Source organism: Thermanaerosceptrum fracticalcis, from assembly GCF_000746025.2.
Lineage (GTDB): Bacteria > Bacillota > Peptococcia > DRI-13 > DRI-13 > Thermanaerosceptrum > Thermanaerosceptrum fracticalcis.
Genome location: NZ_CP045798.1, coordinates 449,396 through 475,000 on the forward strand (window position 1 = coordinate 449,396; position 25,605 = coordinate 475,000).

The 25,605-nt window shown below is 46.4% G+C and carries 19 protein-coding genes and 3 other annotated features (1 of these 22 running past the window's edge); of the genes, 18 read left to right on the top strand and 1 reads right to left on the bottom strand.

Going from position 1 to position 25,605, the window contains the following annotated elements; genetic code table 11:
• Window positions 1–8: 8 nt before the first annotated feature.
• From murA to BR63_RS02440, 18 genes are all read left to right on the top strand, one after another.
• Complete coding sequence (murA, locus tag BR63_RS02355) at window positions 9–1,295, top strand: UDP-N-acetylglucosamine 1-carboxyvinyltransferase (RefSeq protein ID WP_034422744.1); 1,287 nt, start codon at window positions 9–11, stop codon at window positions 1,293–1,295.
• Between the two features lie 106 nt (window positions 1,296–1,401).
• Entirely contained in the window at window positions 1,402–2,178 is a 777-nt protein-coding gene (locus tag BR63_RS02360; protein ID WP_034422746.1) for a cell division protein FtsQ/DivIB, read from the top strand.
• Between the two features lie 117 nt (window positions 2,179–2,295).
• Window positions 2,296–3,336 carry a cell division protein FtsZ gene (gene ftsZ, locus BR63_RS02365; protein WP_034422748.1) on the top strand — a complete coding sequence of 347 codons (1,041 nt, stop codon included), beginning with the start codon at window positions 2,296–2,298 and terminating at the stop codon, window positions 3,334–3,336.
• 267 nt (window positions 3,337–3,603) lie between these two features.
• Window positions 3,604–4,296, top strand: a complete 693-nt coding sequence (locus BR63_RS02370) for a DUF445 domain-containing protein (RefSeq protein WP_051965810.1) — start codon at window positions 3,604–3,606, stop codon at window positions 4,294–4,296.
• Between the two features lie 73 nt (window positions 4,297–4,369).
• Window positions 4,370–4,587 (top strand) — a binding site (T-box leader).
• Between the two features lie 236 nt (window positions 4,588–4,823).
• Window positions 4,824–6,728 (top strand): threonine--tRNA ligase, encoded by a 1,905-nt coding sequence (gene thrS / locus BR63_RS02375; RefSeq protein WP_034422750.1) that lies wholly within the window; start codon window positions 4,824–4,826, stop codon window positions 6,726–6,728.
• A gap of 51 nt (window positions 6,729–6,779) precedes the next feature.
• Window positions 6,780–6,902: a sequence feature (ribosomal protein L20 leader region), on the top strand.
• Window positions 6,903–6,906: 4 nt separating this feature from the next.
• Window positions 6,907–7,440 carry a translation initiation factor IF-3 gene (gene infC, locus BR63_RS02380; RefSeq protein ID WP_051965812.1) on the top strand — a complete coding sequence of 178 codons (534 nt, stop codon included), beginning with the start codon at window positions 6,907–6,909 and terminating at the stop codon, window positions 7,438–7,440.
• A 21-nt stretch (window positions 7,441–7,461) separates the two neighbouring features.
• Entirely contained in the window at window positions 7,462–7,659 is a 198-nt protein-coding gene (gene rpmI / locus BR63_RS02385; RefSeq protein ID WP_034422753.1) for a 50S ribosomal protein L35, read from the top strand.
• Window positions 7,660–7,689: 30 nt separating this feature from the next.
• Entirely contained in the window at window positions 7,690–8,043 is a 354-nt protein-coding gene (gene rplT, locus BR63_RS02390) for a 50S ribosomal protein L20 (protein ID WP_034422754.1), read from the top strand.
• Window positions 8,044–8,168: 125 nt separating this feature from the next.
• Complete coding sequence (locus BR63_RS02395; RefSeq protein WP_034422756.1) at window positions 8,169–9,500, top strand: TrkH family potassium uptake protein; 1,332 nt, start codon at window positions 8,169–8,171, stop codon at window positions 9,498–9,500.
• A 9-nt stretch (window positions 9,501–9,509) separates the two neighbouring features.
• Complete coding sequence (locus BR63_RS02400) at window positions 9,510–10,163, top strand: potassium channel family protein (protein WP_034422757.1); 654 nt, start codon at window positions 9,510–9,512, stop codon at window positions 10,161–10,163.
• Window positions 10,163–10,972, top strand: coding sequence for a TrmH family RNA methyltransferase (locus tag BR63_RS02405; protein ID WP_034422759.1), 810 nt, complete (start codon window positions 10,163–10,165; stop codon window positions 10,970–10,972). The genes BR63_RS02400 and BR63_RS02405 overlap by 1 nt, the downstream gene beginning before the upstream one ends.
• Before the next feature lie 155 nt (window positions 10,973–11,127).
• Window positions 11,128–11,348: a binding site (T-box leader), on the top strand.
• Window positions 11,349–11,409: 61 nt separating this feature from the next.
• Window positions 11,410–12,432 carry a phenylalanine--tRNA ligase subunit alpha gene (pheS, locus tag BR63_RS02410; protein WP_034422761.1) on the top strand — a complete coding sequence of 341 codons (1,023 nt, stop codon included), beginning with the start codon at window positions 11,410–11,412 and terminating at the stop codon, window positions 12,430–12,432.
• A gap of 11 nt (window positions 12,433–12,443) precedes the next feature.
• Window positions 12,444–14,873: a phenylalanine--tRNA ligase subunit beta gene (gene pheT / locus BR63_RS02415; RefSeq protein WP_034422763.1), complete on the top strand. Its 2,430-nt coding sequence runs from the start codon at window positions 12,444–12,446 to the stop codon at window positions 14,871–14,873.
• 134 nt (window positions 14,874–15,007) lie between these two features.
• The gene (locus BR63_RS02420) at window positions 15,008–15,274 is read left to right on the top strand and encodes a cell division protein ZapA (RefSeq protein WP_034422765.1); all 267 of its coding nucleotides are present in this window, start codon (window positions 15,008–15,010) and stop codon (window positions 15,272–15,274) included.
• Between the two features lie 56 nt (window positions 15,275–15,330).
• Window positions 15,331–16,989, top strand: a complete 1,659-nt coding sequence (polX, locus tag BR63_RS02425; RefSeq protein WP_034422767.1) for a DNA polymerase/3'-5' exonuclease PolX — start codon at window positions 15,331–15,333, stop codon at window positions 16,987–16,989.
• Window positions 16,990–17,009: 20 nt separating this feature from the next.
• Window positions 17,010–17,960: a Nif3-like dinuclear metal center hexameric protein gene (locus BR63_RS02430; protein ID WP_034422769.1), complete on the top strand. Its 951-nt coding sequence runs from the start codon at window positions 17,010–17,012 to the stop codon at window positions 17,958–17,960.
• Between the two features lie 120 nt (window positions 17,961–18,080).
• Window positions 18,081–20,624 (top strand): U32 family peptidase, encoded by a 2,544-nt coding sequence (locus BR63_RS02435; protein WP_034422770.1) that lies wholly within the window; start codon window positions 18,081–18,083, stop codon window positions 20,622–20,624.
• 68 nt (window positions 20,625–20,692) lie between these two features.
• Window positions 20,693–23,059 (top strand): endonuclease MutS2, encoded by a 2,367-nt coding sequence (locus BR63_RS02440; RefSeq protein ID WP_034422772.1) that lies wholly within the window; start codon window positions 20,693–20,695, stop codon window positions 23,057–23,059.
• A 28-nt stretch (window positions 23,060–23,087) separates the two neighbouring features.
• On the opposite strand, the gene BR63_RS02445 is transcribed toward BR63_RS02440, so the two are convergent.
• A protein-coding gene (locus tag BR63_RS02445; protein ID WP_051965814.1) for a PBP1A family penicillin-binding protein crosses the window boundary here: on the bottom strand, window positions 23,088–25,605 show its 3' portion. 296 nt of this gene lie beyond the right edge of the window; the window shows 2,518 of its 2,814 coding nt (coding positions 297–2,814); the start codon falls outside the window, past its right edge — the gene reads right to left on this strand; its stop codon occupies window positions 23,088–23,090.

Sequence of the window (25,605 nt, forward strand, 5' to 3'; positions counted from 1 at the left end):
GAAAGATAATGGAAAAGTATGTAATTGTCGGCGGGAACAGGTTGTCAGGAACTGTGCGTGTAAGCGGTGCCAAAAATGCAGTCTTGACCATCTTACCCGCCTGTCTCCTGTCTAAGGGGGTTTGTACCATTCATGAAGTTCCCAGGCTGAGTGATGTCTTTGTCATGAAAGAGGTTCTGGAGTGCCTGGGCGCCCACGTAGAATTTACGGGTAATACTATGGTGGTGAATGCTTCGCGGATAAGCACATTGGAAGTTCCCGAAAAATTAACGCGGATGATGCGGGCATCTAATCTGGTTATGGGGCCTCTGCTTTCCCGTTTTAAGCAGGTGAAGTTAGCTTATCCGGGCGGCTGCTCCATAGGTTCCCGACCCATGGACCAGCATTTGCGGGGAATGAAAATCATGGGCGCTAAAGTAACCGAAAAGTATGGCTATATCGAGGCCCAGGTCACTAAACTCACGGGAAGCGAGATCTACTTGGATTTTCCCAGCGTAGGGGCTACGGAGAATCTCATGATGGCTGCAGTTTTAGCTGATGGTGTCACGATCATAAGAAACGCTGCCAGGGAACCGGAAATTGTGGACCTGCAAAATTTTCTAAACGGTATGGGAGCTAAAATCAGAGGTGCCGGCACAGACATCATCAAGATTCAAGGAGTTCGAGAATTAGGTTCTACCGAACATACCATTATACCGGACCGTATCGAAGCGGGAACTTTTATGGTAGCCGCAGCCATCAGCCGCGGAGATGTTTGCCTTGAAAACGTAATTCCCGAGCATATTGAAGCTGTCATTGCCAAGCTGAAAGAAGCAGGTGTGGGGATAGAAGAAAAGGGCGATTGCGTCCGGGTCTTTTATCAAGGTCCTACCAGGGGTGTGGATTATAAAACAATGCCCTATCCCGGTTTTCCCACCGATATGCAGGCGCAGATCATGGCTTTGATGGCCATTTCGGAAGGCACCAGTATCGTTTCCGAAACCATTTTTGAAAACCGTTTTAAACATGTTGATGAACTGCGTCGTATGGGTGCTGACATCCACGTGGAAAGCAGGATTGCCATTGTCAAAGGTGTGCAACGGTTGACAGGAGCCCATGTGGAAGCATCAGACCTGCGTGCAGGGGCTGCCCTGGTGATTGCCGGTCTGGCTGCCCATGGTGCCACAGTTTTGGAAAAGGTTTACCATATAGACAGGGGATATGAAAGGTTTGAATTCAAACTAAGGGGGTTAGGGGCTCAAATCCTGAGAGTAAACGGTGACAGCAAGGGACCCCACAACCGGAAAGAAAAGTGAAGAAGAGGGATAAAGGCTTTGCCTTTTCTCTTTTAACCATACCTTGGACAAGTAGGGACTTTTTGCTATAATAATGTCGAATCATCCAGAGGTAGGAGAGGACAAAGTGAGACAAGTTTTACATCCTCACAACCAAGGTCATCCGCGTAGGAAAAAAAGAAACGCCGCGCCCGTTTTAGGTTTGTGGCTTTTTTTATTATTTTTGGCCATTTTATCTGGCTATTACTTTTTGAATTCAGCTTTTTATGCTTTGCAGCAAATAGAGGTAAGAGGGAACAATGCTGTTTCTAAAGAGACAATCGTAGAGCAAAGTGGGTTGGCCCCAGGTGTCAACCTTTTTAAGATAGATACCAAGGCAGTTAGCAATAAGATTCAGATGCTTCCCAGTGTTAAGAAAGTTGAGGTCAAGCGACGGCTTCCCAGTACTTTGCTGCTTCAGATAACAGAAAGGACACCTATTGCCCTTGTGGTCAGTCCCGATGGCTTTCTCCAGATAGATGATGAAGGTGTTTACATAAAAAAGGTACAGGATTTTAAGGACCTGCACCTGCCGGTGGTGAGCGGTGTTCCCTTGGAAAACAACTTAGGACCCGGATCACGGCTTTCGAAGCCAGGATTAAGTGCAGCCCTCCGTCTCATCCAAATGATGGACAAAGTATTAAAGGAAAACGTTACGGAAATTATTGCTCCATCCCCCCAGACCATTACCCTTAAAACCTTGCAGGGTGTGGAAATTCGTTTCGGCGAACCCGAAGAGATGGAAAGAAAGGTAAAAATCATCGAGGAACTGCTCTTACAGAACGGAGCCATTATTAACAACCAGACAGTAGAATACATTGATTTACGTTATAACACTGCACCCGTAATCAAAAGAAAAAAATAAAAAATCATGTCCTAAAAAAAGGGAAAATTCCTTTACTTGTGGAATAAACATTAAGATACTCATGATTATGTGTTAAACTAACGAGAGTTGCAGATATAAGAAAGGGGAAAAGGTCTGATGCTAGAGTTCGAGATGGATATTCACCAGTTTGCGCAAATAAAAGTAATCGGTGTGGGTGGAGGAGGAAGCAATGCCGTTAACCGCATGATTGAAAGCGGCCTAAAAGGTGTAGAATTTATTGCTGTCAACACTGACGCCCAGGCCTTGTATCTGTCTAAAGCAGAACATAAAATCCAAATCGGTACCAAGCTTACCAGAGGGCTGGGGGCTGGTGCAAACCCGGAAATTGGACAAAAAGCGGCCGAGGAAAGCCGTGATGAGATAGTGGCAGCCTTAAAAGGTGCCGATATGGTTTTTGTTACGGCTGGAATGGGAGGGGGCACCGGTACGGGGGCGGCTCCCATTGTGGCCCAAATCGCCAAAGAGATGGGAGCCTTAACGGTAGGCGTAGTAACAAAGCCCTTTGCCTTTGAGGGACGTAAACGTTCCAGTCAGGCAGAGACAGGCACTGCTAATCTCAAGGCCAAAGTGGATACCTTAATTGTCATCCCCAACGAAAAGCTGCTCCAGGTGGTGGACAAGAACACCTCGATTAATGATGCCTTCCGTATTGCCGATGACGTCCTGCGGCAGGGTGTGCAGGGTATCTCTGACCTTATTGCCGTTCCAGGATTGATCAACTTGGACTTTGCCGATGTGAAAACCATCATGCAGGAGACAGGTACCGCGCTTATGGGTATCGGGAGTTCTTCCGGCGAGAACCGTGCTGCTGTTGCGGCCAGGGCCGCCATATCCAGTCCCCTTTTGGAAACTTCCATTGAGGGTGCCCGGGGCGTGCTCTTAAATATCACAGGTGGACCCGGCTTAGGTTTATTTGAAGTTAATGAAGCCGCGGAAATTATTGCCCAGGCGGCTGACCCTGAGGCTAACATCATCTTCGGAGCCGTTATTGATGAGAATATGAAGGAAGAAGTAAGGGTCACCGTTATTGCCACGGGCTTTGACCAAAAGCATAAACAGCAGGAGCCTCTCATGGGTATGGATGTAAAACCATTCCCCGATGAACTCTATATCCCGCCTTTCTTGAGAAGAAAATAGAGGTGCGTTGCGCCTGTGACCTTTGATCAGTGTCCAGTTGCCAATATATATGGATAGAATCTCCAGGAACAGCCTGGAGATTTATTGTTCGTCCGGCATGTTTACTGAGCCGATGGGTTGAACGAAACCCAGGAGCTGTATACGAGGCCCGTACGTACGGTTCTGTGAGAAGGATAAAGCCGAAGCAAATTACTTCGGCTTTACCTTACTCGATTTTAATTTTGATGCTTACCAATTTTAGTGTAAAGGGCAGTACCGGAGGGCTCCATGTCTTTACTATTATTTGTAGACTTGCTTATTTTCCGAATCTCTGTTATTTTGTCAGGGAAAACTTTTTTCACGGGTGAAAAAATGAAAGAGATAGCCTTCATATTATTGATGGGAATGGTTGGCGCTTTAATTGGCTGGCTGACCAATGTGGCAGCCCTTAAACTGCTTTTTCGCCCTCGGCGGGCTTATGTTGTTCCTCTGATAGGCTGGAAAATCCAGGGACTTATTCCCAAACGACAAAGGGATATTGCCGTAGCTATCGGTGATGTTGTCAGTACCGATTTACTTACGGGAAACGATATTGCTTTAAGCCTTGCCCGCCCGGAAATTAAAGAGCGGATTGCCGGTAAAGTAGCCAGTCATGTCCAGGAAAGGGTACTGATGAAAATCCCTCCTTTTATACCCAGAAACATCAAGATTGCTACCCTGGAATACATCGGTAAATCTTTCCGGGCGGAGGTAATAAGTTTTTTTGATAACTTGCAGAATATTATTAAGGATGAGTCGGATATTGCCAGAGAAATCAAGCAGATTGTGGAAGATAAAATTTTGGCCCTGGATTTAAACAAGCTGGAAGAGATGGTTACCAGGCTGGCTAAAGAAGAATTAAAACACATTGAGATAATTGGTGGGATTTTAGGTTTTATTATCGGCATTGCTCAAGGGCTGCTGGCCGTCTTTATCCGCTAACTATAAATATTGACATGGTTAAATAGCTAAATTATAATTACCATTATTACAGTGACAATTTAATAATATCATGATAACAGCTGTGAACAGGACAACTTTCGGCAATGTCTCCTCCAGAGAGGTGGTACCCCAGGCTGCAAGTACCGCCAGGAAGGTTTTCGAAAGACCACCTGTGAGCTTTTTCTCCGAAACTATGCAGTAGGAGAAAACGTAGTCCGGCGTTAACGGGTAAAGAGTGGAAGAAGACCTTCTTCTAAAAGGGTGGAACCGCGGGTTAACCTCGTCCCTGTATGGGACGGGGTTTTATTGTTCGTCCGGCATGTTTACTGAGCCGATGGGTTGAAAGAACCCAGGAGCCGTATACGAGGCCCGTACGTACGATTCTGTGAGAAGGATAAAGCCGAAGCAAATTACTTCGGCTTTACTTTACTCGATTTTTTAAAAGGAAAGGGGACACACCTGCTGAAGTGAAGGTAGTTCTCTGAGGACAGGAATGTCCACAAATATATCTTGGGAGGGAAGATAAAATGGTAAAAGTTACACTAAAAGACGGTTCAGTCCGGGAATACCAGGCGGGAATAAGCATCGGTGAAATTGCCGAGGACATCAGTAAAGGGTTGGCCAGGAATGCCCTGGTAGGGAAATTTAACAACAGTGTCGTTGACCTGTCTTACAAAGTAGAAGAAGATGGGACACTGGAGATATTGACCTTTGAAGATGTGGAAGCTAAGAACGCTTTCCGTCATACCTCATCGCACATCTTAGCCCAGGCCGTACAGCGACTTTTCCCCGGAACCAAGCTGGGTATTGGTCCCGCCATTGCCGATGGTTTTTATTACGATTTTGACTCGGAGCATACCTTTACGCCCGATGACCTGGCCAAGATTGAGAAAGAAATGGAGAACATCGTCAAAGAAGATTTACCTCTGGAAAGACAGGAGATCAGCAGGGAAGAAGCCATCAAGTTGTTTGAGGATAAAGGTGAAAAATATAAGGTTGAATTGATTCAGGATTTACCGGAGGACACCCCTATTACCCTGTATAAACAGGGAGATTTTGTGGACCTTTGTGCCGGTCCCCACGTATCCAGTACCGGTAAAATCAAGGCTCTTAAACTATTAAGCCTGGCCGGAGCTTACTGGCGGGGTAGTGAAAAGAATAAGATGCTGCAGAGGATTTACGGTACTTCTTTTGCCAAAAAGGCCGAGCTCGACGAATATCTCTTCAGAATCGAAGAGGCTAAAAAGCGCGACCACCGTAAACTGGGCCAGGAATTAAAACTCTTTGCCATCATGGATGAGGGACCCGGGTTTCCCTTCTTCTTCCCCAAAGGAATGGTTATCCGTAATGAACTGGAAAACTACTGGCGGGAATTACACCGCAAGTGGGGTTATCAAGAGGTAAAGACACCCATCATTTTAACCCGCCAGTTGTGGGAACGTTCGGGGCACTGGTATCACTATAAAGAAAATATGTATACAACAGTGATTGATGAAGAGGATTTTGCCATTAAGCCTATGAACTGTCCCGGGGCCATGCTCATCTATAATTCCGATTTGCACAGTTACCGGGATTTTCCCATCCGTATGGGAGAATTGGGTTTAGTGCATCGTCATGAATTGTCCGGCGCTTTACATGGCCTCATGAGGGTGCGCAGCTTTACCCAGGATGATGCCCATATCTTCATGCTCCCCAGCCAGATTACCAGTGAAGTAAAAGGGGTTATTGATCTGGTTGATACCATTTACCGGCTTTTTGGCTTCCAGTATCATGTTGAGTTATCGACCAAGCCTGAAAAGGCCATGGGCTCTGATGAAATGTGGGAGATCGCCACTCATGCTTTAGAACAGGCCTTAAAAGAAAAGGGGATGTCTTATAAAATAAATCCCGGTGACGGGGCCTTTTATGGTCCTAAGATCGATTTCCATTTGCGGGACTCCATCGGTCGCACCTGGCAGTGCGGCACCATCCAGTTGGACTTCCAGCTCCCGGAAAAGTTTGCTCTCACTTATGTAGGTGAGGATGGACAAAAACACCGCCCTGTTATGGTTCACCGCACCGCTTTTGGCAGTATTGAACGGTTTATCGGTATTTTAACGGAGCATTATGCCGGCGCTTTCCCAACGTGGCTGGCGCCTGTCCAGGTCAAGGTCTTACCCATTACGGAACGTCATGCCCTTTATGCCAAAAAATTGGCGGACGATCTCTTTAAGGCTAATGTCCGGGTTGAACTGGATGACCGTAACGAGAAAATCGGTTACAAGATTAGAGAAGCCCAACTGGAAAAAGTACCGTATATGCTGGTAGTGGGAGATAAGGAGATGGAAAATAACACGGTGGCCGTCCGGAAAAGAGGTCAGGGTGACCAGGGGACCGTGGATTATGAAACATTTAAGAAAGACCTTATTCAGGAAATTGCCACCAGAGTCTAACTCTTGACATTACCCACCAAGAGCTGATATAATGTTTAAGAATTACAATATATCTTTAAGCAGAGGCCGTCCGCTTCTCACCTTACTACCAGGTGTACGTAAGGTTACCAATAGAGTCTTTGGGTATTGATTTTATTGAGGCGGATGTGTATGCATTCGCCTTTTTTGTGTTAATTAAATTTGGAGGTGGAGAATTATTAGTAAAGAAGAACTGCGGGTTAATGAGGAGATAAGAACGAAAGAAGTTCGCTTAGTAAGCGACACCGGCGAACAATTGGGCATCATGTCCCCCAGAGAAGCTCTCCGGATTGCGGCTGAAAGCGGTTTGGACCTGGTGGAGGTGGCGCCTAATGCCAAGCCACCGGTCTGCAAAATCATGGACTATGGTAAATACAAGTATGAACAGAGTAAGCGTGAGCGAGAAGCCCGCAAAAAACAGCATGTCATCAATGTGAAAGAAGTCAAACTTCGTCCTAATATTGAAGACCATGACTTTGAGGTAAAAGCGAGAAATGCGGTACGCTTCCTTGAAGATGGAGATAAAGTAAAGGTTACCATTATGTTTAGGGGCAGAGAACTCTCTCATCCAGAGCTGGGCAGAGAATTGCTCTTACGTGTGGCAGCTTATGTCAAAGATCTGGCTAATGTAGAAAAGGACCCCAAACTAGAAGGCAAAAACATGACAATGATCTTGTCGCCGAAACAGAACTAACAGAGAGGAGGACCTTGATCCATGCCAAAAATGAAAACCCATCGTGGGGCAGCCAAGCGTTTTAAAGTTACTGGTACAGGTAAAATTAAAAGAAATCATGCTTTTAAAAGTCATATCCTGACCAAAAAGAGTGCAAAAAGAAAGCGCAATCTGAGAAAAGCAGCCATTATGAGCGCTGCCGACGCCCAGAGAGTGATAAAACTAATCCCTTACAAGTAAAAATTGCGCAAACACAAGGAGGTTTAGAATATGCCAAGGGTAAAAGGTGGTTTTACCACCCGTCGTAGACATAAAAAGATTTTAAAATTGGCTAAAGGTTACCGTGGGGCCAAGTCTAAGCTGTACAGGCCAGCCCATGAACAGGTCATGAAAGCTCTGGCCTATGCTTATGCCCACCGCAGGAAGCGTAAAGGCGATTTCCGCAAACTGTGGATCGCCAGGATTAATGCAGCTACCCGTATGAGCGGCATGTCTTACAGCCGGTTTATCAACGGTTTGAAAAAAGCCGGAATAGAAATTAACAGAAAAATCCTGGCCGATATGGCTGTCAATGACCTGAATGCTTTCAACAAGCTGGTAGCCGTAGCTAAGGAAAATTTATAAAAATAAACAAATAAGGCTTCTGTCCATCCATTAGGACAGGAGCTTTATTTGTTTAATACTTCCTGACCAATTTAGATAAACTATTGAATAAACCATAGAGAAGCACCACAGAAAAGGTTGATGTTATGAAAAACAAGACACTGGAATTGACGCCGCCGCAAATTATTTCACTGGGTTTTATTTTCATTATTGGTACAGGCACAATACTGCTGGCACTGCCTTTAGCCAGCCGGAGTGGTATCGGTTTATCCCTGATCGATGCACTTTTTACTGCGACGTCCGCTACAGCTGTTACAGGGCTGGTGGTTGTGGATACGGGTACATATTTTAACCTTTTTGGACAGCTGGTTATCTTATTTATGATACAAATCGGCGGACTGGGGTTTATGACCATAACTACCCTTTTTGCTTTGGCTCTGGGAAAAAGAATCAATCTGCGGGAGCGATTGATTATGCAGGAAGCCTTAAACAAAGTAGACCTGGAAGGTGTGGTTAAGCTAACAAAATACATCATCATTTTTACCTTTTTGACCGAAGGCCTGGCCGCCCTTGTCCTGACCCTGTACTGGGCGCCCCTTTACGGTTGGGGTCAAGCACTTTATTACGGTTTGTTTCATGCTATCTCCGCCTTTAACAATGCAGGTTTTGATTTGTTTACCACCAGTATGGTCAGGTTTAGAGGAGACTGGTTGGTTAATCTGGTCATTATGTTTTTGATTATTACAGGGGGGTTAGGCTTCACTGTTATTGCCGATATTTACAATAACGGCTTTAAATGGCGGGAGTATTCCCTGCACACCAAACTGGTCCTGGTCGTAACTGCATGTTTACTGGTAGTGGGGGCCGCTGGTGTGTACGTGCTGGAAAAGGAGAATCCTGATACGCTAAAAAATCTTCCTTTCCACGAACGGCTGTTGGCGTCTTTGTTTCAAGGGGTAGTACCCCGGACAGCCGGTTTTAACAGTGTGATGATTGGCCAACTAAGATCCCCTACTTTATTTCTCATGATGATTCTCATGTTTATCGGTGCTTCACCAGGATCAACAGGAGGCGGTATTAAAACCACTACATTTATTACCATTGTTTTAACCGTGTATTACAGGATTTTAGGACGGGAAGATACCCCCGTCTTTAACAGGCGACTGCCCACCGATACGATTTTCAAATCTTTGTCTGTGATGGTGGTGGGAGTGTTGTTAGTGATTGTTGTGGCTATTATGCTCTTAGCCATAGAAAACAAACCGTTGGAACCAGTCCTCTTCGAAACGGTATCAGCTTTTGCTACCGTAGGTTTATCAACAGGTATTACTTCACAATTAACGCCCGCCGGTAAACTGCTGCTTACTTTGATGATGTTTACGGGCAGGGTAGGTCCGATGACTGTAGCTTATGCTATTGTCCTGAGGAAAACGAAGACGACCATCCGGATGCCTGAGGAAAAAATCATTGTGGGTTAGGAGGTTTGTATGAAGCAGTTCGCAGTAATCGGTTTAGGCCGTTTCGGCGCCAATGTGGCTAAGGGCTTGGCTGAAAGGGGATATGAGGTATTAGCCATCGATTATAATGAAGAAAGAGTAAATGCTATAGCCAGCTTCGTAACCCACGCGGTACAGATTGATGCCATGGAGGAAGAAGCCCTGAAAGCCCTGGGCTTACGAAATTTTGATACAGTAATAGTGGCTATAGGCGAACACGATATACAGGCCAATATACTGGTGACGGTGATGTTGAAGGAAATGGGCGTAAAACAGGTGATTGCCAGGGCCCAAAGCAGTCTCCATGGTAAAGTGCTTTTGAAAATCGGGGCGGATAAGATTATTTATCCCGAAGAGGATATGGGGGTCAGGTTAGCGCACAGTATTGTGACGAAAAATGTCCTGGATTTTTTGGAGTTGTCACCGGAATATAGTATACTGGAAATGATAACGCCTGAATCATTTGTGGGAAAGAACCTCCGGGAATTAAACCTGGGGAAAAGGTTTGGTATTAGCGTTGTCGCCGTAAAAAGGGGCACCGAGATCATCGTTACCCCTGAGGCCAGTTTGCAATTGCAGGAGCGAGATCTTCTGGTAGCTATTGGTAACAGGAATTCTCTGGCAAAATTACAGCAGGTTAGGTGATGGTTTTGGGACAAATCACGTCTCTCCAGAATACGTTAATAAAAGAAACCCGCAAACTGCAACAAAAAAAGTACCGGGAAGCGGAGAACCAGTATTTGATCGAAGGTATACGCCTGGTGGAGGAAGCCCGGAAGCGGGGGAGCCTGGGAAAGGTTTTCTATGACCCTAATCTCGGTAAAACCCCACGGGGATTGGAACTGTTAAAAAAAATAAGCAAAACGGGAACTCCCTTATACCAGGTAACTCCGGAAATCCTGGCGAGTTTGGCCGATACCGAGTCACCCCAGGGAATAGTGGCTGTGGTTAATAAAGAGAGTAATGGCCTTTGGCAACTAAAGCTTGGAGACCAGAGCATGGTTTTGATTATTGACGGCCTGCAAGACCCGGGAAATCTGGGTACCATTATCCGCACAGCATGGGCCGTGGGGGTAGATGGTATCCTTTGTCTCACGGGAACGGTGGATCCTTATAATAGTAAAACTATTCGCGCTACAATGGGCGGTATATTTCAGGTACCGGTGGTTACTGACTTAAAATGGTCACAGGTCCATCAATGGTGTCAGGAAAACCATTTTCAAACAGTTGCCGGAGACTTGTCTGCCGTTAAAAATCACTATGCCGTCACGTACTCCCCCCGGGTAGCGTTTATCCTGGGGAATGAGGGCCAGGGGCTTCAGACGGTGAACCTCTCGGAAGTCCATGAACTGGTAAGGATCCCCCTCTGGGGAGAGGCCGAATCTCTGAATGTAGCCGTAGCTGCGGGAATATTACTTTACGAGGCAGTGAGGCAAATGGCTTACAGGCTGTAAAACTTGTCCCCTCTGGAAATGTGTGATATAATTGCCAGTAGACAGTGACCTGAAAGGGTGGGAACATTGTTTTCTACCACGGAATTTTTCTGGAGATTGTTCGAGTCTACAGGTTCGGTCATGTTTTATTTACTGTATAAAAAAATGCTGGTGCAGTAATAACGATGAGCGGGAGCCGTTAAGTTGGCTTACACAGGGAGTGGGGGCTTGATTGAAAACCCCATTAAGCTGGCGAGAAAGGTTTCGCCCGGGAGTTGCTGGGTTGAAGAAGATAAGTAGATCTAGCCGGTGAGCCTCCGTTACAGGTTCTTTAAGTGAATCCAGTATGCTGGATTAATTTGGGTGGTACCGCGGAAGATAAGCTTTCGTCCCTTGGGGGGGCGGAAGCTTTTATATTATTAAGTTCATTAGAGACTGTGTGTCAAGGAGGGACATCAATGCAAGAACAGTTGCGGCTAATCAAAAAACAGGCAGAAGAAGACCTGCAAAAATGTCTTACCATGGATCAATTAAATGAAGTGAGAATCAAATACCTGGGTAAAAAAGGAGAATTAACCCAGGTCCTTAGAGGGATGGGACAGCTCCCGGCCGAAGAAAGACCGCTTATCGGGCAGTTGGCCAATGAAATTAGAGACAGCCTGGAAAACAGCCTGTCTCTCTACAGTGAGAAAATTAAGGTAAAGGAACTGGAAAAGAAATTAAGGGCCGAAAGTATTGATGTGACGCTGCCCGGCATTGCCCCCGATCTTGGGAGAAGACATCCCCTGCATCTTGTTTTGCAGGAAATCAAAAATATTTTTATCGGTATGGGCTTTACCATTGAGGAAGGCCCTGAAATTGAACTGGATTATTACAACTTTGAAGCCTTGAATATTCCTAAAGACCATCCGGCCCGGGATATGCAGGATTCCTTTTATATTACCCCTGAAGTTCTGCTGCGTACCCATACATCACCCGTGCAGGCCCGTACCATGGAAAAGACGAGACCCTATGTTCCCGTGAAAATCATTGTACCGGGAAAAGTGTACCGGCGGGACGATGATGCCACCCATTCGCCGATGTTTCACCAGGTAGAAGGGTTGGTCATTGATAAAAATATTCGCTTCAGTGATTTGAAGGGAACCCTGCTCAATTTTGCCCGGCAAATGTTCGGTCCTGAACAGCAGATTCGTCTGCGGCCAAGTTTCTTCCCTTTCACAGAACCCAGTGCGGAAGTAGATATCTCCTGCGTTATGTGCAAAGGAGCGGGCTGCAGGGTTTGTAAGCAGACGGGCTGGCTGGAAATACTGGGGTCGGGCATGGTCCATCCCCGGGTGCTGGAGATGGGCGGATATGACCCCGAAGAGGTAACGGGCTTTGCTTTCGGTATGGGTGTGGAAAGAATCACCATGTTAAAGTACGGTCTTGATGATATGCGTCACTTGTTTGAAAATGATGTCCGTTTTTTACGTCAGTTTTAGGAGGTTTTGGCATGCGTGTTTCTTGGAAATGGCTAAATGAGCTGGTAGATATTAATCTAAAACCCGAAGAATTGGCTGAAGTAATGACCATGTCCGGTGTGGCTGTGGAAGGGATAGAGTATCTTAACAAAGGTGTCCGGGGAGTAAAAGTAGGACTCATCCAGGAGATTTATCCCCATCCCCAGGCAGATAAACTCTCAGTCTGTAAAGTTTCTGTGGGTGATGCTGTCCTGACTATTGTCACAGGGGCTCCTAATGTTAAGACTGGACAGAAGGTTCCCGTAGCTGTACCGGGAGCTGTCCTGCCAGAGAAAAAAATCGAACGGGCTGTTTTTAGAGGTCTGGAATCCGAGGGTATGTTGTGTTCCGCTGAGGAATTGGGTATGGACGCCGATAAATTCCCTCCCGAACAACGGGACGGCATCCTCGTTCTTACAGAAGAATGTCCTGTGGGCGCAGACATCGTTCCCCTTCTGGGTCTTGACGATATTGTTTTGGAGCTCGAACTGACACCCAATCGTGCCGACTGTCTGAGTATGATCAATGTGGCCCGGGAAGTTGCCGCACTTACGGGCGGAAGGCTGAAACTTCCGGAGATAGAAAAATCTGGGACAAGCCAGGCTTGTGAAGCCCTTATTAAGATAAATATACAGGATCAAGATCTATGTAAAAGATACGTTGGCAGGGTCATTGAGCATGTGCAAATCAAAGAATCTCCTCTCTGGCTTAAGCAGCGCCTTTTAGCTGCCGGGGTCAGACCCATCAATAATATTGTAGATATTACCAACTATGTCATGATGGAGATGGGGCAGCCCTTACATGCCTTTGATTATGACTGCCTTGCGGATAAAACCATCATTGTACGACGGGCTGCTGCCGGTGAGGAAATAACCACTTTGGACGGGCAAAAGCGGGAGCTCACTCCCGAGATGCTGATTATTGCCGACGCCCATAAGCCGGTGGGTATTGCCGGTGTCATGGGTGGACTGGAGTCAGAAGTGACAGCCCAAACGAAAACCATCCTCCTGGAGTCAGCTTATTTCCACGGCCCCAGCATCCGCAGAACATCTAATGCTTTGGCCTTAAGGTCGGAAGCTTCGCTGCGCTTTGAAAAAGGTGTGGATCTGGAACAGGCTTCCTTGGCTGCGGATAGGGCCTGCCAATTGATGGCACAATTAGGTGCAGGTGTACCCGTGGCAGGGCAGGTAGACTGTTATCCCCAGCCTGAAGAAAGGTACCCTATCAGACTTCGTTTAGAAAGGGTAAACAGTATTTTGGGTACTGACCTTGGTCAAACTGAGGTTGAAAAAATCCTTAAGGCTCTGAATATCACCATTTTGGAAAAAGACCTGGAAGGCTGGCATGTCTTTACACCTTCCTATCGCAGAGATTTGGAACTGGAAATAGATCTCATTGAGGAAATTGCGCGGCTTAATGGGTATGACAAGATTCCTACTACCCTTCCCTATGGGGCCACGACACAGGGTGCTAAGAATGCTGAACAAAGACTGCATGACAGGATTAGTGAGATCATGGTAGGCCAGGGGCTCTTTGAAGTGATTACCTATAGTTTTATTAACCCCCGCCACCTGGACTGGCTGTATTTGCCATCTGATCATGAATTGCGGCAAACAGTTGTCGTCAGTAATCCCCTTTCCGAAGAACAGGGTATTATGCGGACTACCATTTTACCCGGCTTACTGGAAACTGTAAAAAGAAACATTAATAAACGGAATAAAAACCTGAAACTCTTTGAACTGGGTAAAGTCTATCTATCCTCCGGTTTTCCCGGAGAAAGAAAGCTGCCCCAGGAGAAATGGGTACTGGGGGCAATCAGTACCGGGAAAAAAGAAAAGACCTGGGCCTATGGTGAAGAAAACTATGATTTTTTCTTCTTAAAGGGTGTGGCGGAAAATATTTTTATCAGCTTAGGTTTACCGCATGTCTCCTTTGTTAAAAGCGAAGATAACCCTAGCCTGCACCCGGGACGCTGTGCCCGTATTAGCGTTGACGGAAAGGAAGTAGGTTTTATCGGGGAAGTTCATCCTTTGGTCTTAGAAAAGTATGGCATAGAGCAAAGAGCAGCCGTCTTTTCCTTATACCTGGATGAGCTGACCGGGCTGGTAAGCGAAGAGGTCCGTTACCGGCCCGTACCCAGGTTCCCTGTGGTTACACGGGATTTAGCCATCGTAGTACCGGAAGCCGTTGAGGCCGGGCAGGTATTAGGGGTGATTAAAGATACGGGTAAGACACTCCTCAATAATATCAGCCTTTTCGATGTTTACCGGGGACAACAAATTCGGGAAGGGTATAAGAGCCTGGCCTTCTCCCTGACCTGGCAGGCGGAGGACCGTACTTTAACCGATGAAGAAGTGAACAAACTGCACCGGGAAATCGAGGCGGCTCTAGCCTGCGAGCTTGGTGCCGATTTACGGAGATAAAATGAGCAAGTACCTTCATCAGCAGATTCAAGTGGAGATTCTCTCCACTTTTTTCATTTCTTTTTGTGCTTAAGCAGGACTTTCGCCATTATTCACGAAAAAGAGATAAGACTCTTCCTAGGAGGTCTAATACCATGAAATCAAAAGATAAGATCAATAAGGTGAATGTAAGAATCTTCGATGACGAATATGTCATCAAAGGTTCGGCAGATACCTACCACATCGAAAAGGTAGCCTCACTGGTTGATCAGAAAATGAGGCAGTTATGTCAAAAGAACCCCTACTTATCACCCAAAAAAGTAGCTGTCCTCACAGCTCTTAATATAGCTGATGAACTTTATCGCCTGCGTGATGATTATGATGCCCTCATTAAATTGCTGGATGAAACTAAACAGAGTTAGGAATAAAAAAGGTTGGGCATAATGTCATTAGTACGTGATGGATGGAGCGAAACCTGGTGACGAAAGATCAGATTGCGGATGTTCTGAGAGAAATAGGTGTCTATTTAGAACTAACGGAAGACAGTCCTTACAAGGCCTTGGCTTATAAACGGGCAGCCCGGACCCTGCTCCACTGGCCCCACCGGAAGTTGCCAGAGGATTTGGGAGATATCCCCGGTATCGGGGAAAAAATAGCCGGCACCATCCGGGAAATTCAGGAGAAGGGCGAATCTGAACAGCTGGATAGATTAAAAAAGAAGGTTCCTCCCCAGATCTTACCGCTCTTACGTTTGCCCGATATCGGGACAAAAGTCTTAAGGATTCTTATCAAAGAGGGATATACCGACATTGCGCAAGTTGTAGAGGGGGCAAGGAACAGGCAAATCAGGAAATTACCCGGTTTAGGCGCAAAGACGGAAAAAGCCTTGCTAAAAGGTATTGAAATACTGGAAAAAGGTCTGGAAGTGATGCCCATAGCCCTGGCCTGGCCTTTGGCCCATGAACTTATTACCATATTGCAGGAATGGCCTGAAGTCAACAAAATTGCTCTGGCCGGTGAATTGCGCAGGGGTGTGGAACAGGTTAGAAGTATAGACATTATCCTGAACCTTACTACTGATTCAGAAAGGCTGGTCCAAAGACTCCCTTCTTTAAATCTTTTTAAAGAAATCAAAGAACAGGATAAAGGAAAGGTTTTCTTTGAAACCCATTTCGGGGTCGATGTAAACTTATATACCGTGCCCGAGGAGGAATGGGGTTACTGGTTAGTCTACTTTACCGGGTCTGAGGTCCATTTTCAAAGGCTCGAGAAACTACTTCCCCCAGAGAAGAAAGAGTTTAAACAGGAAAGGGAAGTATACCAGTCTGCAGGGCTCCCCTTTATCGACCCAGAGGTCAGGGAAACGGGAGAAGAAATATCCCGGGTGAAAGAAGAAGGGATAAGGCTAGTAAGTGACCAGGATATCAAGGGGGATTTGCACTGCCACTCCACCTGGAGTGATGGGGGCAGTGATATTGCAGAACTGGTAAGTATGGCCCAGCAAATGGGTTACGAATACCTGGTTATCACGGATCATTCCCAGTCCCTTAAGATTGCGGGAGGCCTCTCCCAGGAAAGATTAATGGCGCAACGTGCTGAAATAGAAAAAATACGGGGCAGGTTAAACAATTTTACTTTACTGCACGGTGTGGAAGTGGATATCCTAAAGGATGGCAGACTGGACTATCCTGATGAAATACTGGCCGGTATGGATTTGGTCATTGCTTCTGTACACAGCCACTTCCGGCTAGACCGTTATACTATGACGGAAAGGGTGAGCCTCGCTCTCAAAAACCCCCACGTGGATATATTGGCCCATCCTACCGGCCGGCTCATCGGGATGCGCCAGCCCTATGAACTGGATGTGGAAGCAATCATCGATCTGGCTGCAGTAACCGGTACTTATCTGGAACTGAACAGCAGCCCCGACCGTTTAGACCTGAGTCCCCCTTATCTGGAAATGGCTAAAGCCAGGGGCGTAAGGATTTGTATAAACACGGATGCCCATAATAAAGACAGGTTAAGGGACATAAACTTGGGCGTTAAAACTGCCCGCCGTGGCTGGCTCAGTCCTGAGGATATTGTCAATACTAGAACAAGTACTGATCTGCTAAAACTGCTGGAAAAAAGGCAATGAACTTTAAGGAGGGACTTTTCTTGAAAATCAGGGAGATTTATCAGTTCTTTGTAAAACGGGGGATCGAAAATGATCCCCGCTCTAAGGATGAGATTGAGAGAGAGCTGAAGCAGGCGGAGGAAACTTACAAAGAAACAAAAGAAACGGACAAGGAGTTCTTTGACCAGGAGAGGCTTACTAACCCCTACAGCGATACCCGTATTTTGTACGGGAACCCGGAACTGGAAGTAAAAAAAGTCCTGGTTGGTATTGATGTGGAAATTAGTGAAATTTTACTGGCTGATCGCCTCCGGGAGAGAGGGGAAAGCGTAGATTTAATCATTGCCCATCATCCCGAGGGTAAAGCCTTGGTAGCCCTGCATAAAGTAATGACCATGCAGGAAGATATCTTGGCTCACCTTGGTGTACCCGTTAATATAGCTGAAGGCTTGATGGGTTCTCGCATCAGTGAAGTGGAAAGAGGCCTTATGCCCTTAAATCATAACCGCAGCGTTGATGCGGCCAGGCTTTTGGGAATTCCCTTCATGTGTGTGCATACCCCGGCGGATAATATGGTGAATACTTTCCTAACGAAGCTTTTTGAGGAAAAAAATCCCTGTACTTTAGGTGAAATCATTAAGATTTTGCGGGAAATACCTGAGTATAAAGAAGCTGCAAAAATCGGTGCCGGCCCCAAGATCGTTGTAGGCAGTGAAAAGAAAAGGGCAGGGAAAATCTTTGTAGATATGACGGGTGGTACCGGGGGTTCTGAGGATGCCTATGCCAAATTGGCCGGTGCAGGTGTGGGCACCATCGTGGGGATGCATATCGGGGAGAAACACCGTAAAGAAGCAGAAAAAAATCATATTAACGTAATCATCGCCGGGCATATGGCCAGCGATTCCCTGGGGATGAACCTGTTACTTGACTCTCTTGCAGAACAAGGTGTCAGCATCCTGCCTTGCTCCGGCTTAATCAGGGTAAAAAGATAGGAAGTTAACTATGGCTTTAGGCCTGCCGGCAAATACCTTTATAATATAATGATAATGTCAACAATTTAAACGCGGGAAGTTGCCCGCGTTTTTGTACCTTAGTATCCGGGAGGTATTTTTATGGTGCAAAAAGAAAGAATTGAGCTGCTGGCTCCTGTTGGTGGGCCCGAAGCTTTACGGGCCGCAGTGGAGAATGGCGCGGACGCTGTCTACCTGGGCGGGAAAATGTTCAGCGCCCGCCAGAGCGCACAAAATTTTGATCTGGAGGAACTGCGGGAAGCGGTAAAATATGCCCATTTACGTGGTGTTAAAGTATATATAGCCGTAAATACCCTGGTTGATAACAGTGAATTTCCCGAACTCATAGATTATCTTTACGACCTATATACCATTCATGTCGATGCCGTTATCGTACAGGACCTGGGAGTGGCTTCGCTGATCAGAGCTGTACTGCCCGAGTTGGAACTCCATGCCAGTACACAAATGACTGTGCATAATGGGGCTGGGGTTAGATATTTAGAGGAATTGGGTATCCTCAGGGCTGTTTTGGCCCGGGAAGTCTCCCTGGAAAATATTGAGCTTATCGGCAAATCTACCAGTTTACCCCTGGAAGTCTTTGTTCATGGTGCCCTATGCGTAAGCTATTCCGGACAGTGTTTAATGAGCAGTATGGTAGGGGGGAGAAGCGGGAACAGGGGCAAATGCGCCCAACCCTGCCGTTTGAAATATACCCTCGTGAATGGAAAAGGAGAAGAGATCAAAACAGCAGGGGAACACCTTCTCTCACCCAAGGACCTCAATATGATTGAACACCTGCCCCTTTTGCTAAAATCTGGAGTAGTATCTTTAAAAGTAGAGGGCAGGATGAAAAGACCGGAGTATGTGGCTACGGTGATAAGAAATTACCGGGAAGCCCTGGAGAATTTTTACCGGGAACCTGAAAGTTTTAAAGTAGGCATATCGTCCCTCAAGGAATTAACCCAGATCTTTAACAGAGATTTTACTACCGGCTATTACCTGGAAAAACCCGGTCCCCATTTAATGAGCTACCAGCGGCCCAATAACCGTGGACTAAGATTAGGCAGGGTTATGGGTTATAATCCAAAAACCCAGGAAGTAACAGTTTCTTTGGATGAACCGCTGAGGGTAGGGGACGGCTACGAAATCTGGATTACCAGGGGTGGGCGGATAGCCGGTGAAATAAGAACCTTGAAGCAAAATAACATGCCCGTTACACGGGCGGAAAAAGGGGAGGTTACTTTTCCTATCCAGGGTGGAGTACCGCGTACAGGGGACCGTATCTTTAAGACCGCGGATTTTGCTCTCCTCCAGAAGGCCCAGGAGAGTTTTGTATCGTCAGCGGGCGTTAGGAAAATTCCCCTTGATCTTTTTATTGAAGTTAAAATGGGCCGCAATGTGGTACTTAAAGCCCAGGATTATGACGGTCACAGTACGGAAGTCCAGGGAAATTATGTGGTGGAAAAGGCGCAGAAACACGCTACAAGTCGTGAGGATGTGTTTAAGCAGTTAGCCAGGCTGGGTAATACGGTTTTTACTTTAAGAACTCTGGAAATGGAACTGGATGAGGGGGTCATGGTACCCTTAAGTGAATTAAACAATTTAAGGCGGGAAGCTGTGGCAAACCTGGAAGAACGCCGCCTGGCGGGTTTCATAAAACCGGAAATTGCGAGAGAAGTCTATCAGGAGCGGGTTAGAGCCTTTCGGGAGAATTTGCCTCTACCACGCCCGGTCAGAGTAAAACCCAAATTATCTGTGCTGGTAGGGGATATGCCTTCCTTAAAGGCTGCCTTAAAAGCCGGAGCTGATATCATTTATCTAGGCGGAGAAGTTTTAAGGAGAAAAAAGGGTATTGGATTTGATTCCTTCAGAGATGCCGTCCGGGAATGCCGGGAACAGGGGGCCGAGGCTGTTATCCTGCTGCCGCGCATTTATCATGAGAAAGATTTAGATACCATAAAAAGATATTTTGCAAAGGGTCAGGAAGCAGGAGCCGATGCTTTTCTCGTCGGTAACTTAGGTACGCTGCAGCTGGCCCGGGAATTAGAAATCACCAGCATCCGGGGAGATTATACCCTAAACATCTTTAATGATTATACGATGAGAAACCTCATTGAGGCGGGAGTGGAGCAGGTTACCCTTTCTCCCGAATTAAGCCTCAAGCAGATAGAAAAGCTTCATTTCTTAGGCTTAATCAACCTGGAATTGATGGTGCATGGCTCCTTGCCCCTTATGCTCACGGAACATTGTCTGGTTGGTAATATCTTGGGGAAAGGACACCAGGAACGGGGGTGCCCTTATCCCTGTAAAAAAGAGGCCTATGGTTTAAAAGACCGGATGAACATGGTTTTTCCCATCGAAAGCGATGAGTTTTGCCGTATGCTCATTTACAACCCTAAGGTCCATAATCTTTTGGAACACCTGCCTCCCCTGATGGATTTGGGTATAAATATCCTGCGCATAGAGGGAAGAAGGGAAGAGGACTACTGGGTGAAAAAAGTGGTGAAGATCTACCGCGAGGAAATTGAAAGATGCTGGGAAGCGGGACCACGCTACCGGCCTGCGGAAAGAAACATGGCCGAGTTACAGGGATTATCCCCCGGGGGCTTTAACAAGGGCCACTTATACAGGGGAGTTCTTGAATAATCTCCCAATACTTTTTGGCCCCGCTATCTTATGTTATAATGGCGGGAGACAGGAAGGCGGGATAACAGGTGGAGCAAAAAGTATTAACGAAATTAGAGTTTCACAAGATTATTGATAGACTGGTCAACCATTGTGCATCCATACCCGGTAAAGAATTAGCGGGAGATTTAAAACCTTCGTGTGATATTGCTGAAGTAGAGCGTTGGCTGACGGAGACTACGGAGGCCAAAGAAGTATTACGGTACTATCCTAATTTTACACTGGGAGGAATAAGGGATATCCGCGGCAGTCTGCGTAAGGCCGCTATGGGCGGGGTCCTGGAACCGGAAGAATTTTTAGCCATTGGCGATACCATCCAGGCGGCCAAACGAATCAAAAGTTTTTTTACTGGTGACGGAAAAAAATATGCACATATAGCTGCTTATGGACAAAACCTTACCACCTTTCCTAAAATCGAGGAACAGATTAAAAAAGTTATCACACCTGAAGGTGAGGTCAATGATAATGCCTCCGAGGAACTGGCCAGGGTGAGAAGACAGCTGCGTTCTTTACAGGGAAGGGTAAGAGAAAAACTTGACGGGCTTGTCCGCTCTGCCGAGATGCAAAAATACCTGCAGGATCCCATTATTACCATTCGCAATGACCGTTATGTCATCCCGGTTAAACAGGAATACCGACAGCAGGTGCCCGGACTCATCCATGACCAGTCGGCCAGCGGCGCTACCTTATTTATCGAACCCATGGCCATAGTGGAAATAAACAATGAAATCCAGCGTTACGAAGCCATGGAAAGAGCGGAAGTCATCAGAATACTGCGGCATTTGACCAAACTGGTTGAACTGCAGCATGAGGAAATGACAGTGACCCTGGAAACTCTGGCTCTTATTGATTTTATTTTCGCTAAAGCCAAACTTAGCGCCGACCTTGACGGTGGTCAGCCCAGGATGAATAACAAGGGTTATGTAAATATCGTGCAGGGCAGACATCCCCTCGTTCAGGGTAAAGTGGTTCCCACCACGATTCACCTGGGGAAAGACTTTGATACCTTAGTGATCACCGGTCCTAATACGGGAGGGAAAACGGTAACTTTAAAAACGGTAGGCCTGTTTATCTTAATGGCCCAGGCGGGTCTTCACGTCCCGGCCCAAGCAGGCACTGAACTGGCTGTTTTTGATCAGGTTTTTGCCGATATCGGGGATGAACAGAGTATCGAGCAATCCTTAAGTACTTTTTCCTCCCATATGACCAATATCATCCAGATCTTAGATAAGGTGGACGCCAATACCCTTGTTTTACTGGATGAATTGGGTGCTGGTACTGACCCCACTGAGGGGGCGGCTTTGGCTATGGCTATTCTGGATTACCTTATTCACGTCGGAGCCAAGACTATTGCCACTACCCATTACAGTGAACTCAAATCTTTTGCCTACAATCATGAGCGGGTAGAAAATGCCAGCGTGGAGTTTAACGTGGAAACACTCCAGCCTACCTACCGCTTGTTAATTGGTGTTCCTGGTAAGAGTAATGCCTTTGAGATATCAAAGAGACTGGGCCTTAAACCGGAACTGGTAGAAAAAGCACGCAGTTTTCTTTCCCATGAAGAAGTCCGGGTAGCCGATCTTATCGAAAACCTGGAAACAAACCAGCTTTTATCGGAAAAAGACCGCCAGGAAGCGGAAAAATTAAAGAATCTTGCCAGAACCAAGCTGGAGACCCTGGAAAAACGGGAACAGGAATTTGTGGAAAAGGTGCGCCGTATTACCCAAAAGGCCCAGGAAGAGGCTTTAGAGATTATTACCAGGGCCCGCAAGGAAAGCGAAGCAATTCTCAAAGAGGTTCGGGAGATCCAGAAAAAAGCCCAAAACGGTTCACAACAGGAGATTCTGGCTTTGCGTGATAGATTGCGGGAAGAGGAGGAGGCCGTACAGGATAAGCTTTATAAAGAGGCGGGGGAAGAAGAGCTGCCTGCCGGGGATTTGGAACCCGGTGACACTGTAATTATTAAAAGACTGAATCAAAAGGCTGTAGTGTTAGCCAAACCCGACCATAATCATGAAGTTCTGGTGCAGGCAGGCATTATGAAATTGAATCTAAAATTGAGGGAACTGAGAAAAATTGATGAAGAACAAAAAGAACAAGTTCGCCACAAAACAGGAGCCGGGACAATTGCTGCTGCTAAAGCCATGGAGATAAAAAATGAACTCGACCTGCGGGGATTGACGGTGGACGAAGCCATCATCGAAACTGAAAAATATTTGGATGATGCCTATTTGGCGGGTCTGCCCCAGGCCTATATTATCCACGGAAAAGGTACCGGGGCTTTACGCAGTGCCGTCAGTGATCTGGTGAAAAAGCACAAGTTTGTCAAATCTGCCCGTACCGGTGGTTACCACGAAGGGGGACATGGGGTTACGGTGATAGAGTTTAAAAAATAAGAGAGGCCGTGGAAATTGGCCTCTCTTACTAATTTGTGGGAACTTTGAGTTGATTGGATAAGGGGCTTTGTTGATTGGTTTCCATATCGAAGGCAATTACTCTGTAGTAATAGGTTTTACCCCGGGGTAAGCCGGTATCTGTCCATTTGGTGTCAGTTATGCTTTCATTTACGGCGATCTGGTTAGTACTGTTTGGTTCAAAATTAGGTGTTTCCGAACGGAAAATATAATACACAACAGGACGATTTTCGGCCGCCTTTTCCCAGCGGAGTTTTACCGTTACGGTACTACCGTTGATATAAGCCTCTCCGGTGAGCCGGGGAGCTTTTAAGGTGGTAGTAGATTGAGGACGCTGAATTACTATCTCGTTCGATACTTTTTGTTCACCTGTGCGGGTATTTAAGGCCACAACACGGTAGTAATAATTAGAGTCACCATTAACGTGATTATCCTGCCAGGTGGTTCCGCCGCCGCTTACTTCCCCCACTTTATTAGAGGTAGAGAGGGGAACGCCAGGGTTGGTAGACCGGTAAATCTGGAAAACGGTGGAGGCGTCATTCTGGGAAAAATACCAGCTAAGTTTAACACCTTTAAAGTGATCGTTTGTATCAGTGATAGGAGTCCCTTGCAGCCTTAAACCGGTAATAGGTGTGCCGGGGGCCCCGGGACCATGGAGTGTGCAGTAATCCTTAGGTGGCTCTAGCTTGGCGTCTTGCGGTGCCACATTTCCTGTCCAGGGAATAGGACGTTTGAGGAAAACCCCTGTGACTGCCGGAGTCGGGCAGAAATCAGTCAAGAGCTGCCCTGATTCAGGACAAACAGGAAGCTGAATCCAGGCATTGGATACTTCCGTGGGAACATAAGCGCTGTTGAAGACTTCTGTAACGATAAATTCAGGTGGTGTCAGATTGGAAGGAAGTAAGCCGGATTTATAATCTACCTGAACCTCTGTGATATTGTCTGGTTTAGGGAAGGGAGTTACCGGCATATCCTTGTGAGCTACCGTCATTACCTTTTTCCAGATGGGAGCACCTGCACTTCCACCGTAGATACCTTCCATCTTTTCTTTTACATCATAACCCATCCATACCGTTCCTACTAAATTAGGTGTATAACCTACAAACCAGGCATCAACGTCAAAAGAGGTTGTACCGGTTTTCCCGGCAACCGGCCTGTCCATCTGGGCTTTAGTACCTGTTCCGGCTTGTACTACAGTTTGCAGCATATCAGTTATTAGATACGCCGTCTGGGGAGTCATGACCACTTGTTTTTGCGGTTTGTGTTCATAGATAACATGACCGTTACTGTCTTCAATTTTACGAATGGCGTGAGGTTTTACATAAACACCCTGATTGGCAAAGGCACCATAGGCGGCGGTAAGCTCCAGAGGAGATACGCCTTTGGTTAAACCTCCCAGGGCTAAGGACAATCCCATGTCGTTGGCGGGGCCGCTTTCCACCAGGGTGCTGATGCCTAAACTCTTGGCAAAGCGGAAACCTTCACTTACACCAATTTTTTGCAGCATTTTCACAGCGGTCGTATTCACGGACCACTGGATAGCAGTACGCATGCTGATTAAGCCCCGGTATTGCTTATCATAGTTTACGAATGTTTTGGGGCCTTGAGGAGTTGGATATTCTTCGGGCACGTCATCAATAACTGTAGCAGGCCCGTAACCTTTTTCCAAGGCAGGTGCATACACGGCAATGGGTTTAAAGGCCGAACCCGGCTGGCGGGTAGCATCCACCGCCCTGTTAAATTGACGCTGTCCCTGCTGGTTACGTCCACCAATCAAGGTGCGGATTTCCCCTGTGTGAGGATCTAATACTACCATGGCTGATTGCACGATTTTGTCTTTTTTTCCTGCAGGGAAGTTTTTGTCATCAGCAAAGACAGCCTCGGCAGCATCCTGGGTTTTCGTATCCAGGGTGGTATAGAACTTATAACCGGCAGTGTACAGTTTACCGATATCTGAGCCTTCCAATTTCAATTTTTCGGCAGCTTCGTCGATAACATAATCAACAAAAGACTGGTATTTGAAGCCGGTGTTTTTCAGGCCGGCAAGCTTAAAAGGCTTTTCTTTGGCCTGGTCCGCCTGGGCTTGGGTGATATAATTCATTTTTACCATTTCATTTAAGACCAAAGCACGCCGTTGTTTTGCCTTTTCAGGATTTAGGTAAGGTGAATATCTTCCGGGTAGATTAACAACACCAGCCAGCATAGCGGCTTCATCCAAAGTAAGATCTTTTGCATCCTTACCAAAATAAGTTTGGGCAGCTGTTTGCAAGCTGTGGGCTCCGTGGCCATAATAAATATTGTTAAGGTATAGAGCTAATATTTCGTCCTTAGAATACTTATTTTCAATTTGAAGTGCGATGATAAGTTCTTGAACTTTACGGCGCAGCTTCTTTTCCGGGTTTTCTAATACTGCGATTTTTACAAGCTGCTGTGTGATGGTACTGGCTCCCTGAGAACCATAACCTTTGGTTATATTAGCAATGACAGCACCGCCTAAGCGAATGGGGTCAAAACCATGGTGTTTGTAA